The following is a 16,063-nucleotide window of genomic DNA, read 5'->3' as shown; positions in this document are numbered from 1 at the left end:
ATTGCTATATATATTTAGTAAGAAAACTCTTTCAGACAAAAATGCAGGCCACAGCTTCTGTATCCCGCATAAACTGAAATATGATTGGGTGGACATTGCAGATTATGTATTTTAAAATAGAGAAACGCTGTCAGAGTCAGGCGCTTGCGGAAAAACTGCCCGTCATGAGTAATCTCGTGCTATAACAGACGCCATGACGCAACCTATTCGCCAAAACTATTGACTAAAAAAAATTGAAAAAAAAAAGGTGAGAGACTGCATTAATTATCAGCACCTCGAATTCAAATAAAACCGTACCTGTCAGGGTAGTACACTTTCACTCTATCAACCCTATTTACTGGGTAACACTAGCAACATGAACAACAATCCTATTCGTTCAAAAGACCGTTTCTTGGTTTTCGGCGCTCCGGCAATCGAAGATGCTGAAATTCAAGAAGTGGTATCAACCATGAAAACAGGTTGGTTGGGTACAGGCCCGAAAGTCATGAATTTTGAAAATGACTTCAAAGCTTACAAGGGTTCCCAGTACGCGATTGCAGTCAATTCCTGTACGGCGGCACTGCACTTGAGCATTCTCGCTGCTTCTTTAAAACCGGGGGATGAAGTCATTACTACTCCGATGACTTTTTGCGCTACAGTTAACGCGATCGTTCACGCAGGCGCAACACCGGTACTGGCGGATGTAGATCCGGTGACAATGAATATTGACCCGGCTCAAGTTGAAGCTAAAATAACTTCAAAAACTAAAGCAATTTTGCCGGTTCACTTCGCGGGTCGTCCCTGCGATATGGATGCGCTTTGCGAGATTGCTCGCCGTCACAACTTGAAGTTAATTGAAGACTGCGCTCACGCGATAGAAACAGAGTACAAGGGACGTAAAGCAGGCACATTTGGCGACTTCGGATGCTTCAGCTTTTATGTTACCAAAAACATTACGACCGGCGAAGGAGGAATGATTCTGGCGGCCAGTAAAGAAGACGCAGACAGGCTCAAAATTTTAGCGCTGCACGGTATGAGCAAAGATGCTTGGAAGCGCTTCGGAGACTCGGGTTACAAGCACTACCAAGTGGTGGAAGTCGGTTTTAAATACAATATGATGGATCTGCAAGCTGCGATCGGCATTCATCAAATGAAACGAGTTGCCCCTTATTGGCAGCGGCGGGAGCAGATTTGGCAGCGCTACAACGAAGCATTTGCGGATTTGCCAATTACTTTGCCCGCCAACCCAGAACCGGATACAATTCATGCTTATCACCTGTACACTATTCTGGTAGATGAAGCCAAAGCAGGAATCAGCCGCGACGAGTTTCTCAACGCAATCAATGCTGAAAATATCGGTGTCGGCGTACATTACATGAGTATGCCGGAACATCCTATCTATCAACAAATGTTTGGATGGCAGCCGGAAGACTATCCGAATGCTAGCTACATCGGACTGCATACAATTAGCTTGCCGATTTCGGCAAAATTAACAGATGCAGATGTGGAAGATGTGATTGCTGCTGTTAAAAAATGTTTGGCTATCGGCAAAACTAAGAATCCAGTTTTGGCAACAGCAGACTAAAGTCCTGAAATAGGTTGTCATTAAAAAATCCTAGCTGTTTTTTAACAAAAGCAGCTAGGATCTTTTTTGGCTCCACAAGGCCCTTTGCAAGGTAATGATACCAAATCTGGGTTGAATACCCGGTCAATGGAGTGGAGATTTTAAATTTTAGATTTTAATAAGTGATAACTGGTGGCGTCGTGAAAACCCAGCGGTAAACTCATACAGGACTTACGCAGCGAGTCGCAGAAACCGGTTTTTTTACCTTGGGTGCGGTCAACAACCCGTCTTTTCGTAAAAAAACTGGTTTCTAAACCGTGCGTCCAGGACTATCAGACATGGCTAATCTTTGACCGACTTGTGTGAAAAAAAGATAGGTCAGCGCCAAATTTACACGCTTACCTATACAAAAAAATGTTACCTAAATTCTCTCAGAATCACTTCCTCACGACAAGTAACTCGCTCTCTGTTTTTACTCATAGAAATTGTGTTCCACGGAGTCGAGCGGGCAGCAACCAGGCGAGCAGCATGATTTCTAGCTATATTTGTCACCCGCCCAAGCGCTGACATTGAATTTTTAGGGTGCAGCAAGCACCTTACTGCGCACTTACATTTAATTGGTAGGGTACTTGCTGCACCGTACGCTGAGAGAATTGCGCGCTTACATTTAATTGGTAGGATGCTTGCTAAGCGCACTTTACAGATGACCTTTAAGCCCGATCGCATTTACAATCGTCCACGCATCTACCAACAGCAACAGCAGCGTACATAAAAGTAAAATAAGATACATCCAAGGCTGCGACAAAGGGCGGACATCTCTAGTATCAATACCTGTTTTTGCTTCCACCAAACCGACTAATTTAGCAAATCCAGCCACCCGCACCGGTAGCAAATAACCTTCACCCGAATGACTCAAAAAATAGTAAACTAAGCCTCCTTGACCGGTCGATCGAGGTTTGAGAGCTTTTACCTCAGTCCAAGGTAGCGACCAACCCTTGCGAAACAAACGCGGAAACCAGTTGGGATATCTGACTTCAATCCCTTCTTCGCTGACAATTACCCTTTCACCGAGCACGCCGTATAGGCCCAAAGCGCCGACAAAAATTCCCGCCCAGATTGCGGCGGGAGGAACCGGTGCTTTGGTTACTTCCGACAAAAACGGCAACGGAATTGTCAGGGCTGTGTACAAGCTCAACAGCGTGATTCTAATCAGGGGAGAAAGCCGGAATACCGCCGGCTCAAATACTTGGGCAGAAGATGGGGAAGAAGCGATCGGTTGTGCTGACATAGCTGAAATTCGAGAAGCTGTTTAATGATATTTTTGCACAGTTGTCGAACCCGCCAACAAAACTCAGGGAAATATGAAAAACCGGACAATCTTTGCAGTCGGAAGTTTTGATCTAAAATTCATTTCACAAACTTTGATTCTTAAGTGTTGAGTTTTTAACGCTTTGCTGAAGTTGGAATTTTGAGCGCGGAGTTATCAATTAACTGACAATTTATAACTCAAAACTCACAACTTCGATTAATCGACGGCTGTGAGGGCCGGTACAGTCAAAGGTTCTGAGATTTCTCGGGATTTGGGGCGGCCGGCAGTTGCTGTTCGACGGCCCTGAACTTCCCCTAGGGATCTGCTAGGATTGAGGTTTGAATAAGGGCCTTCGTTAATCTGCAAGCGATCGCAAGGGATTTTATCCGACAAAATTGCACTGGCCATCATCCCGGTGTGAATTTCCAATGCGGAGGTCCGTATCGCTTCAAACACTAAGCGCTGTCCGGGAAAAACTACTCGTTCAAAGTACCAGTTAGGAATGTTGGTGATGCGAGCAATTTGAATTTGACTGGTGGCGTTGACGTAGCAGCACAGAATCTTGCTGTCGCTGTCTAAGGGTACGGGGTCAAGAATTTGAGCCATAAATGCTGAGGGAGCCTTGCCTAAAAGTTTTACTTATCTTATTAGGCTAACACTAGGCGATCCCACCTACTGTAAAGCCGACTACCAACTCCCTAATACATTAGAGACCGATCGTACCAAAATTTCAATTTAACCGGGAAAAAATATCGTTTTTGACTCCCAGCTTGGATTTTCAGTCAAAATACGCTGCATTTACTTAAAAATTAGCTTTTTTCTGCTGCTGTCGCCGATCGACGCTAACAAGCTCGGCCTTGAGCCAAATAGAAAAATTTAAGAATATTTAATGTCAAATTGCGAAAATTAGACAGATTGTAAAGTTATATTAAAAGAATATTAACATAGCGGAAAAAGTTCCACTTTAGGATATGGCAATCATGGAAAACCGAGAAAACCGAGTCCTGTACGTTCGCCTCCCTTGCAATCCTATTTTCCCGATCGGAGTTGTGTATCTTTCGGATCACGTACACAAGCTGTTTCCCGATGTCGAACAGCGCATTTTCGATTTAGGTGCCGTACCCCCCCTGGATTTCGCTAAAGCTTTAGATGCCAGCATAGACGAGTTTAAGCCGACTCTGCTGGTTTTCTCTTGGCGGGACATTCAAATTTACGCGCCCGTGGGCGGCAGGGGCGGCAATCCGCTGCAAAATGCCTTCGAGTTTTACTACGCCAAAAATCTGCTAATCAAGTTCCGGGGAGCCCTTGGAGGACTGCGTTTGGCCGCGTCTTACTATACCGAACTCTGGCGCAATTTGGGATTGATTAAACGCGGATTGAAGCGGGCCCGGAAATACCGCCCCGAAGCTCGTGCAGTGGTCGGCGGCGGTGCTGTGAGCGTGTTTTACGAGCAGTTGGGCCGCAGTTTGCCGGCGGGAACTGTGGTTTCGGTGGGGGAAGGCGAAGCTTTGCTGGAGAAGTTGATTAAAGGCGAAGATTTAGCCGAGGAAAGGTGTTATGTGGTGGGCGAAACTGTGCCGCGCGCGAAGCTAATTCACGAAAAGCCAGCCAACATCGAGAAAACGGCCTGCGATTATAACTACATCGAAACGATTTGGCCGGAATTTTCCTATTATCTACAAGATATGGACTTCTACGTCGGAGTCCAAACCAAGCGCGGCTGTCCTCACAATTGCTGTTACTGCATTTATACGGTGATTGAAGGGAAACAAGTGCGGATCAATCCGGCGGATGAGGTGGTAGCGGAGATGCGGCAATTGTACGATCGAGGTATCCGCAATTTCTGGTTTACCGACGCTCAATTTATCCCAGCACGCAAATTCATCGACGATGCAGTTGAATTATTGCAAAAAATCATCGCCGCCGGCATGGACGATATCCACTGGGCCGCTTACATCCGTGCGGACAATCTCACACCCGAGTTGTGCGATTTGATGGTAAAAACGGGGATGAATTACTTTGAAATCGGCATCACCAGCGGTTCCCAAGAACTGGTTCGCAAAATGCGGATGGGCTACAACTTGCGAGTAGTTTTAGAGAATTGCCGCGATTTAAAAGCAGCCGGTTACAACGATGTGGTTTCCGTGAATTACTCGTTTAACGTCATTGATGAAACCTTTGAAACCATCAGGCAAACTATTGCTTATCACCGAGAATTAGAGCGGATTTTTGGAGCAGATAAAGTAGAACCAGCGATTTTCTTTATCGGGTTGCAGCCGCACACTATTTTAGAAGAATACGCCTTTAAGAAGGATATTCTGCAACCTGGTTACGATCCCATGAGTTTGATGCCTTGGACAGCGCGCAAGTTGCTGTGGAATCCCGAGCCTTTGGGTTCGTTTTTCGGGCAAATTTGTTTAGAAGCTTGGCAGCGTAATTCCAATGATTTCGGCCGCGAAGTGATGGCTATTTTGGAGGAAAAACTCGGCCGTGCGGATTTGGAAGAGGCATTAACCGCGCCTGTGGAAACCAAAGACAAACAGTTGGCAGCCGTTAATTAATACCGGGTTCGCAGTCAGGAATTATGTCTTAAAAAAGGGGGAACGGGAAAGAAAATGTATCTTTCCTTTCCCTTTTTATTTTTCAATAAATAGGTAAGCGCAAATAAACAATTACGGTGTAACAGACTCAGTTCGCGCTCGGGGGTCGAGAAACCCGGTTGCTACGAAAATAACAGTATGAAGAAACCCGGTTTCTCCGATCGGCGTTTACAAGTCATAAGAGCGTAAAACTGTCATAAATACAAGCGCTTGCTTCCCTTCATCGCATAGAGATACTTATGTATTTTCACTGGTGTAGGGGGCTCCACGCCCACCTTACTTAAACCTAGGGTGTACCGTACTCTCTGCGCACCTCACCTCTGACATTAAATATTATTAATCTCAAACAAATATGCCTTAAGATGTAATTATATAGGTAAAACCAGGAGTGACAAGATGTTTTGTAAAGATAGAGTTAAGGGCATTAAAGGATTAGGTCTAGTTATGGCTGGCATTAGTGCGATTCCCTTGGGGATAGCTTCGCTTCACGGCTTTTTGACCGCCTCAGCAGAAGCAACGGCACTAAATCAACCCATTGGCAAAGTTCGGGCGATCGCGCCGAACACTTTGGGCAATTATCAACCGCTGCAAATTGCTCAAGTAGAGGGATGTCCGAGGGCAGAAATGGTGCAGTCTTTCGCAACAGCCAACTTTTCTATATACATTTGCAAAACCCAGGAAGGGGATATTTTTTACCGCGGACTCAGCAAAATAAATGGCAGCCAAATCAATGTCATGCAAGTAACAACAGGTGACGACGGAACTTATGAAGCGACTAACGGCAATATTACCTATTCGATTAACCCCGAACGCCTGCAAGTCCGGCAGAATGGTAAGGTCATTTTGACCGAAGGTGTTATCAAGTAGCACTAATTGTGATTCAACGATCGCTCCTCTAAATTTAGGGTGTATTTTATTTAAGTGAAAAATTCAAGACCAGCAAAAATATATTGATTCTTTAACAATCAAAGAGAATCAGTGGTAACGGTTATAAAATTGACTAACTTTTATTCAAATACCTCTCAATCAGGACGATCGCCACAATATCGTCCACCGGTCTCGGCGGCGTCCGCATTCCCTTCGGAATCAAGCGGTCGAGTCCCGTTGGAGGGTACATTTGCCAGTAGCGTTCCCTCGCTTCTAAACTGCTGTACCTCTCGTCAACCTGAACAATTTTGAGCGCAGGCGACAAACTCTGCGTCAGTTTTTGTTTCCAACTCTTAGAGGTCGTTTGATCTCCGAGCACCAATACCTCAATTGAAAACTGTTCGCACAGAGATTGAATAGTCGAAATTGCACTCTCGGACGGTACAACTTGATGGTAGGAGACATTGTTGTCTGTACCCATGACGGCGATACCGCACTTGTCTTTACCTGGATCGAAACCTAAAATCATATTTATTAGTTCTGAGTTAATAAGTTTGTAGTTGCGCTGTTGTAGTCGAGGAAACCCATCACCAACCTATATCTAATCTGACACTTGCATTCTTGAATGTCGCAAAATCTTTGCGGGCGATCGCACTTATTTTGCTTGACTTTTTTGCAGGATTGACATATTATATCATCATGGGAATCCGTGCGGCCATATAATGCCTAAAATCAGAAACCAAGTTTTTGCCATAATCTTTACTTCCCGTTTTAATTTATCGAAAAAACCAGGTTTCTTTGACCCCCCACAGCAATCAGAAACCGGGTTTTTGCCACAATCTTTGCTTTCCCGTTTTAATTTATCGAAAAAACCAGGTTTCTTTGACTCCCCGCGCAAAAGCCGGGTTTCTCTCACCCCTGTGCAGGCGGTGCGTCGCTGTGAGATTGTCGATTTGATTTGCAAATTGCTGATGGCGACGCACCCTACTATCTTGAATCGCGTGCAAAGATGAGTGCAAAAAAAATTAAAGCGCGCTGACGCACGCAAAAGGGGAAAGATGAAATAGTACAAAGGGAAAAAGGGAAACAGGATAAAGGGCAAAGAAGAGTCCTCACAGGGAAGAGGAGAAAACCGGAATCCGCAGCAAAGCAGCAACGCGAAAACCCAAATTCCTGTTCGAGTCGGCCCCAAGAGTGTAGGAGCGGTTGGCAGCACGGCAATCGACCGCATCGTAGTCCCACGAACCTCCGCGACGCACTTGATTAGGAGAACCGCTTGTGTCCCAAGCGCTGCCGAAAGAGGGTGCGCCATTGTAGTTATCATGCCAGTAATCCTGACACAATTCCCAAACATTGCCGTGCATATCGTACAAGCCAAACCCATTTGGGGGAAAACTTCCCACCGAAGTAGTTTCTCGGCGGTCAATTCCTTTCGGCGCCGAAGCGTAAGGATAATAGCCCTGATAATTAACTAAATCTGGAGTAATAGTTTCCCCGAAGTGAAAAGCTGTTGTCGTACCGGCCCGACAAGCATATTCCCATTCGGCCTCACTCGGCAAGTTATAGTTTTTCCCTGTTTTCTCCGACAACTTCTGACAGAAAGATTCCACACCCCCCCAAGTTACTTTTTCTACAGGTCGTTTCGCACCTTTAAATTTCGATGGGTTATGTCCCATCACTGCTTGCCACTGTTCTTGAGTGATGGGGTATTTTCCTACATAAAAAGTTGGTACAGTTACTTGATGCTGCGGACGTTCGTGATGCCGGCTACCTGCCTCTGTGGGGGGCGAACCCATCATAAATGTGCCTCCGGGAATGTAAACCATTTCGAGCACAACTCCATTACCTAAGTCTTCTCTGAGGTAATGAGCAGAAGACTTTCTACGACTGTTTTCTTTTCCACAGGCATCGACTGTGATGACATCAAATTCAAATATAGGGAGATAGTCTTGAAACCGAGGTTTAATCTTTAAGTCATCTCTATCTTTCAGCAGTAAATAGGCAGCGAATTTCACCTGCATCGATTCATCTTGCAATGCTTGAATTACCAAATCCAAGCCAGCTTCTCCATATTTTAACGCTTCGGAGAGTGCGGCGATTCTCACTTCGACAATGGGTGATGCTAATCGGCTTTTAACGCCCGGTATGCCTCCGAGTACCGCAGCATCTATGGGAGGAGGATTTTGACCGCCAAGGATGGCATCGTATTCTCTGGGTTCATTTTGATTCTCTGACATTACACCGCACGCTCCTGCATTTTAATTGAGCAAAATTTTGTTCTGTGATGTCAATATCTCAGGGATCGATTCTTAGTTTCTCTCTTTGCCCTCTTAGCGGTGCGGTGCGTCGCTGTGAGATTATTGGTCGTGCTTCCAGATTTTTGGTGGCGACACACCCTACTAATTGGGTGCGGTGCGTCGCTGTGAGATTGTTGGTCGTGCTTCCAGATTTTTGGTGGCGGCGCACCTACGAATGATGTTATATGACGGCACGGATTCCCATTATTTAATGATATGTCAAGGGCGCGAAAAAGTCAAGCAAAATAGCGATTCTATCGCCCAAAATTTTTGCTCAAATTCGATATGTCGATCGCACTTATTATTTAAGTTTCAAATCTCCTGGGCCTTGTTTTTGTTGTCCGGTGCGAAAAACAACGGCTCCGTTTTCAAGAGCAACTAAATCTATTTTAAGCGGGCCGGCGATGTAAGTGACATCTGCGGCGATCGCCTGAACGTCGAGCGGTTTCTCGTACTGCTGCAATCGCTCGATAAAACCAGCCAAAGTTTCAATCTGACTGTCGGCAACTTGGACTCTACCGCCGACAACGCCGATCAGGCGAGCGCGAAATTGACAAGCTTCTATCAATTGCAGCAACTGCTGCCGCACCTGTTCGTCGGTCAAAATCACCGGATCGACAGCAACCCCTGCAATCACATCTCCAGCGCGGAACACAACTCGATTGATTTCTGCTTCTGCAAATACCTTAATTACCTTTTCTTCCCGCAGGTAATTAGCGCCGGCGACAATTCGCACCACGTAGTCTTGACCGTCTTTAATCTGACTAATTAGTTGATCGATTTCCGCTTTAGTAATTTGAATAACCTGGTCTCTAACCTTAGTATTTGGTGGCTGCATCAGTTCGACGGTGGTTTTATTTGCTTCTTGCAAGAGCCGATCGATCGCGCGACTGGCCATACCGGGTTCAATAATGCGAACCACGCCAGCAGCTAAAATTTGACCGCGCCTGATGGCAACTGTACCCTCGCGGATTGCCTGAAAATCGCGTTCCAAAACTTGCACTTGCTGCTGCAATAAAGTTTGTTGCTGTTCGAGTTGAGATTGTTGCTGTGCCAAGGTTTCTAGGAGTGCTTCCCTCTCGGCAATTACTTTGTCGCGCTCGACAATAGTTCGATCTCGCTCGGCCAGATTTTGCGCCCGCTGGGCAATTTCCTTGTCCCGCTGGGCAATTAGTTCGTTGCGATCGACAATTTCTGCGTCTCGCTTGGCAATTTCTGCGTCTCGCTTAGCAATTTCTGCGTCTCGCTGGGCAATTTGAGCTTTTACCTGCTCTCGCTGCTCGATTAACTGTTGGCGTTCCTCTTGGAGTTGGGCGATTTCCGAGCCTAAAGTCGTTTTTTGAGCAGAAACTGTTTTCAATTGGTTCTCGGTGCGATCGAGCTGAGCTTTTGTAGTCGATCGGATCGTTTCAACCAGTTTCAATTGTTCTTCGGTGCGGGATTTAGCTGCTTGCACGCTGCTGAGCTGTTCTTCTGTCTCGGATTTAGCCGCTTCTACCTGACTTAACTGCTGTTCAGTTTTAGACTTGGCTGCTTGCACGCTGTTGAGCTGAGCCCGCAGCGAGTTTAATTTTGTTTGCGTTCGAGCTTGCTCGGCATTAGCTGCTTGGAGGGATTGATTAATTTGCTCTAAATTGGCTCTAGCTTGCGCTTGAGCGGCTCTGGCTTGAGCTAATTCACTTTCAACTCGATTTTTTTCTTGAGTAGCCTGGTTGATTTCTCTGCGGGCGTTGTTGAGCCTTTTTTGAATCTCGTCTATTCTAAAAACTCCCGTTCGCAGCGGCTTGCTAGTAGCAAACAATATGCCCAGAGTGAGTGCTGACAGGATGCTGCCAGCCATTACTGTCACAACAACAGCAGTATCGCGGGGGCGAAGTTTGAACAAGCTCAACCTTGCCTTGCCGACTTTCGTCCCAAGGCGATCGCTGACAGTGGCGATCACACCCCCCAACACTAAAATTACAAATACCAGGATGTATCCAGCAGTCATTCCGATTTTAGATTTTGGGTTTTGGATTTTGGATTGAATCTAAAATCCAAAATCCAAAATCCCATACTTTCTCGGCATCAAGTGAATTGCTGGCTTAAAGCCACCGGGTTGTGGACTGTGATCTTTTTCTTGTGGATCGAGATCATGGTTTCTTGTCTGAGATCCCCGAGCAAACGAGTCACAGTTACCCGCGTCGAGCCGATCGCTTCGGCGATCGCCTGGTGGGACAGCTTCAAATCTATCGTAATCCCCTCTGTACCTGGCACGCCAAAATCCCGGCACAGAATCAGCAAAAAGCTGACGAGTCTCGAACCCATATCTCGGTGGGCCAGCGTTTCGATCATCATCTCGGTTTGCAAAATCCGAGACGACAGTCCCCGCAGCATCACCATCGACAGTTCCGGGTCTTCCTTGAGCGCTTTCTCTACTTGTTCGATCGGCAGCGATATCAACTCTACCGGGGTAAAGGCTACCGCGTGGTAAAACCTGTCCGATCGGTGTCCCGTAATCAGAGACAGCACCCCAAATACGCTATTTTCGCGCAGGAGGGCGACTGTAATTTCTTCCCCTGCTTCGTACACCCTGGACAGCTTCACAGCACCTCTAATGAGAACGTAGACGCGCTCAGCCGGGTCTCCAGGGAAAAAAATTGTCTTGCCCCGTTCAAAGGTTTCCACAATGGGTGGAAACGCCCCGCCGCTGATTTGGCGGAACACGGCTGCTAGCGGTCTATCATGCGTCACGACTCGATCCTTTGTACTAATCAATACTTTGTAACTTGCCGATTAACCTTATTGAGTAAATATACTTCCCAACCTCCAATATCCAAGGATTCTGTTACTTCCATCTAATGTTAAGGTAAAGACACGCTGTATGATTAAATCTAACCCTTCTCTTAACTTTTTCAATTCCGCCCCCATGTAGCTCCACAGCAAAATTAATATCAATTGTGTCTCAATTGTGTCTCAATTGTGTCTCAATTGTGTCTGAATCAGTTAAATCTGAATCAGTTGTGTCTAAACTGGCGGGGTTGTCGCATAGAGCCAATGAGAACGGTGCAAGTTGCTTCTAGAAGAAATACAGATGATAGATTTGACCGGAAAAAATGCTCTTGTTACGGGCATTGCCAACAATCGCTCGATCGCCTGGGGCATTGCTCAGCAGCTCCACAAAGCTGGGGCCAATCTCGGCATAACTTATTTGAAGGACGAGAAAGGCAAGCACGAGCGCAAAGTCGCTGAACTGGTGGAACCGCTCAATCCCAGTCTGTATTTGCCCTGCAATGTCCAAGACGAGAGCGAAATTGAGTCTACTTTTCAAACCATCGCCGACAAGTGGGGCAAGTTAGATGTCCTGATCCACTGTCTGGCTTTTGCCGGCAAGGACGAGTTGTCGGGAGATTTCACCAACACTTCGCGCCAAGGTTTCTCCAATGCTTTGGATATTAGCGCTTACTCGCTGGTGCGGCTTTGTGCAGCAGCTAAACCCCTGATGGCAAGCGGCGGCAGTATAGTGACCCTGACTTATTTGGGCGGCGTCCGGGTAGTTCCTAATTATAATGTGATGGGAATTGCTAAAGCAGCTTTGGAAATGAATGTTCGCTATCTGGCTGCTGAACTGGGCCCGTTAAATATTCGGGTAAATGCCATTTCTTCTGGCCCGATTCGGACTCTGGCTTCGTCAGCAGTTGGCGGTATTCTGGACATGATCCACCACGTTGAGGAAGTGGCCCCGCTGCGGCGGACGGTGACTCAGCAGGAAGTGGGAAATGCTGCGGCTTTTCTGTGCAGCAATCTCGCTAGCGGGATTACAGGTCAAGTTTTGTATGTCGATGCCGGTTACGAAATCATGGGAATGTAACAGTTGTCGAGAATTTTGAGTTATGGAGGGGCGGGTTGAGACAATAAACTTTAACTTTAACAAGTAAGTTTTATCTCGCATCTTCTTGCACCATTTTCAAGAACTTGTAGGGGCGGGTTCACCAAAAACTTTCTCCGGTGACAGACAGGTTAAATAAACCCGCCCCCACCCAGCCAAAATCCCTTGATTGACATTGGTGTCTGATGTCAGTTGCATACAGAACCAGCCCCTCGCTTGAGACTCAACACTAAAAAAATCCCGTTCTCAAATTACTAATTATCTATAACTAATGAATGACCAATTGCGAATTATGGAGATAATCGATCGCCCTTCTGTGCCTCCTGCAACTTCAGTTCAACCAGCTAGGGCCGCCTTGGTGAAACGCACGACACTGGAAACGGATGTCACTGCCAGCCTCAATCTCGACGGTGTGGGAACTTGCAAGGCGTCTACGGGGATTCCGTTTTTAGACCATATGTTGCACCAGATTGCTTCTCACGGATTGATCGATTTGGACGTGCAGGCGATCGGGGATTTGGAGATTGACGACCACCACACGAACGAAGATGTGGGAATTACCTTGGGCCAAGCGCTGGCAAAAGCTGTCGGGGATCGATCGGGCATTTCTCGCTTCGGACATTTCATCGCACCTTTGGATGAAGCTTTAATTGAAGTAGTGCTAGATTTTTCGGGGCGGCCTCACTTAAGCTACAATTTGCAGATTCCCAACCAGCGGATCGGCACTTACGATACTGAATTAGTGAGAGAGTTTTTTTCGGCCGTTGTGAACCACACTCAGATGACACTGCACATTAGACAGTTGCAGGGCGGCAATTCTCATCACATTGTGGAAGCGGCGTTCAAGGCATTTGCGCGAGCTCTGCGGATGGCGGTAGAAATCGATCCGCGGCGCGCCACTCGAATTCCGAGTTCTAAAGGAGTTTTGTAGTATGGGGTTTGTAGTAGCGTTTGGGCGCTACTACGAATTAAGTAGGTAGGTGCAAATAAACTTTGGTATGTTACAGAAGGTAAAGCTCTCATAACCCCTGCCATTGTTGAGTTTCACAGAGTGACCCTCGCTGCCCACATTTGTGTATTTTCCAGCCAATCTACTTATCTGTCGCGATTTCCTGCAATTGTTTGCAGCGTAAGTCAGTCAACTCCAAAAACTCGATGTTATCTGCGGCTTAATACCCTTTAAACCGTTACCATATAATATTTTTTATATGAATACAATTATTATTTTTACTGCTATTCGTCGTCACCTATGGGGTATTTTACTCGCTTTAATAACAGTATTTGCACTAATTAAATTTAGCTCACTTCATATCAAAACCAAAGTAGTATCAGTCTCTCAAATCGTTATCAGCAGTCCTGCAATCCCCAAAACCTTTAACCCAGCTCTAATTCAGGAGGCCCCCTACACTTCAGACTACACTCACGAAGGGCTAATTAGCGAAAATTACCAAGGGAAAATTGAACCGGCCCTTGCCGAGTCTTGGAAAATATCTGAAGACAAGAAACGGATAATTTTTCGTCTTAGGAAAGGACTTAAATGGTCAGATGGACAGCCAATTACTACAGATGATGTGGTTTTTACATATAACGATATTTACCTGGGTAAAGATATGCCTAATAATGCAAAAGACTTATTTATAGTTGGTAAAAATAGCGTTTTTCCTACTGTACGAAAAATCGATCGACTGCGATTTGAATTTATTACCCCTCAACCATTTGCCCCATTACTCGGGCTGGCAAATCTACCAATATTACCAGTCCACGCATTGCGAGAAGCAGTCAACACAAAAGATCCAGAAGGTAAGCCTAAATTTCTATCAACTTGGGGTACTAATACTCCACCCAAAGAAATTATTGCGAATGGTCCCTATACGATAGAAGCTTATACTCCAGGTGAGAGGGTTATTTTCCGAAAGAATCCTTATTACTGGCGAAAAGACGCTCAAGGTAACACCCAGCCTTATATCGAGCGTGTGATTTTGCAAATTGTTGACAATAGTGATACCTCTTTAATACAATTCCGGTCTGGAGGATTGGCTTACATTAATGTTTCTCCTCAAAATTTTTCACTATTGAAACGGGAAGAAAAGCGAGGGCAATTTACCATTTACAACGGTGGTTCTTCTAGGGAAACTACGTATATTAGTTTTAATCTCAACAAAGGAATCAGAAATGGTGAACCTTTGGTCAATCCAATCAAGTCTCGCTGGTTTAATACAGTGGAATTTAGACAAGCTGTTGCCTATGGGATTGACCGCAGGGGATTGCTCAATAACATATATAGAGGATTGGGTGAATTGGCAACTTCATCTCTACCTAAACAAAGCCCTTATTATCTTGCTTCTAAAGAAGCTTTAAAAGATTATGAATACAATCCTCTAAAAGCGAAACAATTACTGGTAAAAGCCGGATTTGAATACAATAATCAAGGACAGTTATTAGATTTTCAGGGGAATTTGGTGCAGTTTACCCTCCTGACAAATTCTAGTAATAAATTCCTCGAGACAATCGCAGTACAAATTAAAGAAAATTTAAACAAAATTGGCATTCAAGTTGATTTGAATCCTGTAAGTTATAACCTTTTTATAGACAAAATTCTTAACTCTTTTAATTGGGAGTGTCGTTTGGGGACGATTACTCTTAGTGTAGAACCAAATGACAATGCTAGTTTGTTCTTGCCTGAAGGTAGTTACCATGTATATAATCAGGAACCTCAGAAAGGTCAGACTCCGATAACAGGACGGGAGGTGGCAGACTGGGAACGGAAGGTGGGCAACCTTTATCGTCAGGGAGTAGAAGAATTTGATGAAGCAAAGCGCAAAGCTATCTATGCAGAAGCTCAACGCATCGATCAGGAGTATCTGCCATATATTTATTTAACTAAGCCTTTCACGATGGCAGCAGTGCGAAATTATATCCAAGGTATTAAGTACTCTGCCTTAAGAGGAGTATTTTGGAACATTTACGAACTGAAACTGAGTGATCGGAAATAGTGCGATCGCCCTCGCCACAAAATTAGAGACTTGATGGCAGATAAAAACATGCCCCTAATTAACGAATTACCGATCCAAGCCAGTAAAAACATTCAAAACATCCCATCAAGCATTTCAGTAACGTCTTGTTGGTCGCGCCCCCGCTTGTCGTCATATATCATTAACGTATTCAAGTTCCTATGCCTGCTGAGTTTCTGAACCTTCCGCACATCCCCGTCTGTTGCGTCCAGTGCCGCCGTGATAGCTGAGTGTCGGATGCGGTGAGGAGACATCTGTTTTTTGATACCAGCATTTTTGCTATGGCGAACAACAATCTTGGGGATACCGTCGCCGATTAACCGATGTCCCGGTTAGAAAAATAAAGCGCTGTGAATAAGGGGTCAGTTTCCCCGGCTCGAATTGGTTTAACTTCCAGCCAATCGGCGATCCCTTGAACATTCACGGCCCCCAAGTCCACTACTTCGGACGCTCGTGCTGCGTCCCTTACCCTAAATCCCCAAAGTCTTACTGCCCACATTCCGCAGATATTTAGACAAATTTAATAGTTTTAAATTGGGAGGCATAAAGCCATGTAATCAATATATAG

General features: G+C 45.5%; 14 protein-coding genes. 6 read left to right on the top strand and 8 right to left on the bottom strand.

The genetic code is table 11. The features are described from left to right. Nucleotides 1-355 precede the first annotated feature (355 nt). Nucleotides 356-1,564, top strand: a complete 1,209-nt coding sequence (locus QUA99_RS19140) for a DegT/DnrJ/EryC1/StrS family aminotransferase (RefSeq protein ID WP_333239812.1) — start codon at nt 356-358, stop codon at nt 1,562-1,564. 676 nt (nt 1,565-2,240) lie between these two features. On the opposite strand, the gene QUA99_RS19135 is transcribed toward QUA99_RS19140, so the two are convergent. After that, nucleotides 2,241-2,831 (bottom strand): hypothetical protein, encoded by a 591-nt coding sequence (locus tag QUA99_RS19135; RefSeq protein ID WP_333239814.1) that lies wholly within the window; start codon nt 2,829-2,831, stop codon nt 2,241-2,243. Between the two features lie 237 nt (nt 2,832-3,068). Continuing rightward, complete coding sequence (locus tag QUA99_RS19130) at nt 3,069-3,458, bottom strand: DUF1830 domain-containing protein (RefSeq protein ID WP_333239816.1); 390 nt, start codon at nt 3,456-3,458, stop codon at nt 3,069-3,071. A gap of 374 nt (nt 3,459-3,832) precedes the next feature. Here QUA99_RS19130 and QUA99_RS19125 point away from each other — a divergent pair, with 374 nt between their 5' ends. Further along, nucleotides 3,833-5,413, top strand: a complete 1,581-nt coding sequence (locus QUA99_RS19125; RefSeq protein WP_333239837.1) for a photosystem II high light acclimation radical SAM protein — start codon at nt 3,833-3,835, stop codon at nt 5,411-5,413. A 435-nt stretch (nt 5,414-5,848) separates the two neighbouring features. Beyond that, the gene (locus tag QUA99_RS19120; protein ID WP_333239818.1) at nt 5,849-6,319 is read left to right on the top strand and encodes a hypothetical protein; all 471 of its coding nucleotides are present in this window, start codon (nt 5,849-5,851) and stop codon (nt 6,317-6,319) included. A gap of 133 nt (nt 6,320-6,452) precedes the next feature. Here the strand turns inward: QUA99_RS19120 and QUA99_RS19115 are convergent, their stop codons facing one another. From QUA99_RS19115 to ntcA, 4 genes are all read right to left on the bottom strand, one after another. Further along, nucleotides 6,453-6,848, bottom strand: coding sequence for a pre-16S rRNA-processing nuclease YqgF (locus QUA99_RS19115; RefSeq protein WP_333239820.1), 396 nt, complete (start codon nt 6,846-6,848; stop codon nt 6,453-6,455). Nucleotides 6,849-7,431: 583 nt separating this feature from the next. Next, nucleotides 7,432-8,556: a formylglycine-generating enzyme family protein gene (locus QUA99_RS19110; protein WP_333239822.1), complete on the bottom strand. Its 1,125-nt coding sequence runs from the start codon at nt 8,554-8,556 to the stop codon at nt 7,432-7,434. 361 nt (nt 8,557-8,917) lie between these two features. Beyond that, entirely contained in the window at nt 8,918-10,606 is a 1,689-nt protein-coding gene (locus QUA99_RS19105; RefSeq protein WP_333239825.1) for a DUF3084 domain-containing protein, read from the bottom strand. Nucleotides 10,607-10,683: 77 nt separating this feature from the next. Continuing rightward, on the bottom strand, nt 10,684-11,349 hold the full coding sequence (ntcA, locus tag QUA99_RS19100) for a global nitrogen regulator NtcA (protein WP_006634020.1): 666 nt from the start codon (nt 11,347-11,349) through the stop codon (nt 10,684-10,686). 340 nt (nt 11,350-11,689) lie between these two features. Between ntcA and fabI the strand changes: the two genes are divergently transcribed. The 3 genes from fabI (at nt 11,690) to QUA99_RS19085 (ending at nt 15,477) form a co-directional block, all read left to right on the top strand. Further along, nucleotides 11,690-12,466 carry an enoyl-ACP reductase FabI gene (gene fabI, locus QUA99_RS19095; RefSeq protein WP_333239827.1) on the top strand — a complete coding sequence of 259 codons (777 nt, stop codon included), beginning with the start codon at nt 11,690-11,692 and terminating at the stop codon, nt 12,464-12,466. Between the two features lie 310 nt (nt 12,467-12,776). Beyond that, entirely contained in the window at nt 12,777-13,415 is a 639-nt protein-coding gene (gene hisB, locus QUA99_RS19090; RefSeq protein ID WP_445251030.1) for an imidazoleglycerol-phosphate dehydratase HisB, read from the top strand. 277 nt (nt 13,416-13,692) lie between these two features. After that, a complete protein-coding gene (locus QUA99_RS19085; protein ID WP_333239830.1) occupies nt 13,693-15,477 on the top strand; it encodes an ABC transporter substrate-binding protein in 1,785 nt (594 codons plus the stop codon). A gap of 92 nt (nt 15,478-15,569) precedes the next feature. On the opposite strand, the gene QUA99_RS19080 is transcribed toward QUA99_RS19085, so the two are convergent. After that, nucleotides 15,570-15,761 carry a tyrosine-type recombinase/integrase gene (locus QUA99_RS19080; protein ID WP_445251029.1) on the bottom strand — a complete coding sequence of 64 codons (192 nt, stop codon included), beginning with the start codon at nt 15,759-15,761 and terminating at the stop codon, nt 15,570-15,572. A gap of 50 nt (nt 15,762-15,811) precedes the next feature. Then, nucleotides 15,812-15,994 carry a hypothetical protein gene (locus tag QUA99_RS19075; protein ID WP_333239834.1) on the bottom strand — a complete coding sequence of 61 codons (183 nt, stop codon included), beginning with the start codon at nt 15,992-15,994 and terminating at the stop codon, nt 15,812-15,814. Between the last annotated feature and the right edge of the window lie 69 nt (nt 15,995-16,063).

This window comes from Microcoleus sp. F10-B2, from assembly GCF_036704965.1.
In the GTDB taxonomy this organism is placed as follows: Bacteria; Cyanobacteriota; Cyanobacteriia; order Cyanobacteriales; family Microcoleaceae; genus Microcoleus.
Note: the sequence above shows the minus strand (reverse complement) of the source record. Positions and strands in the feature narration are given on the sequence as shown.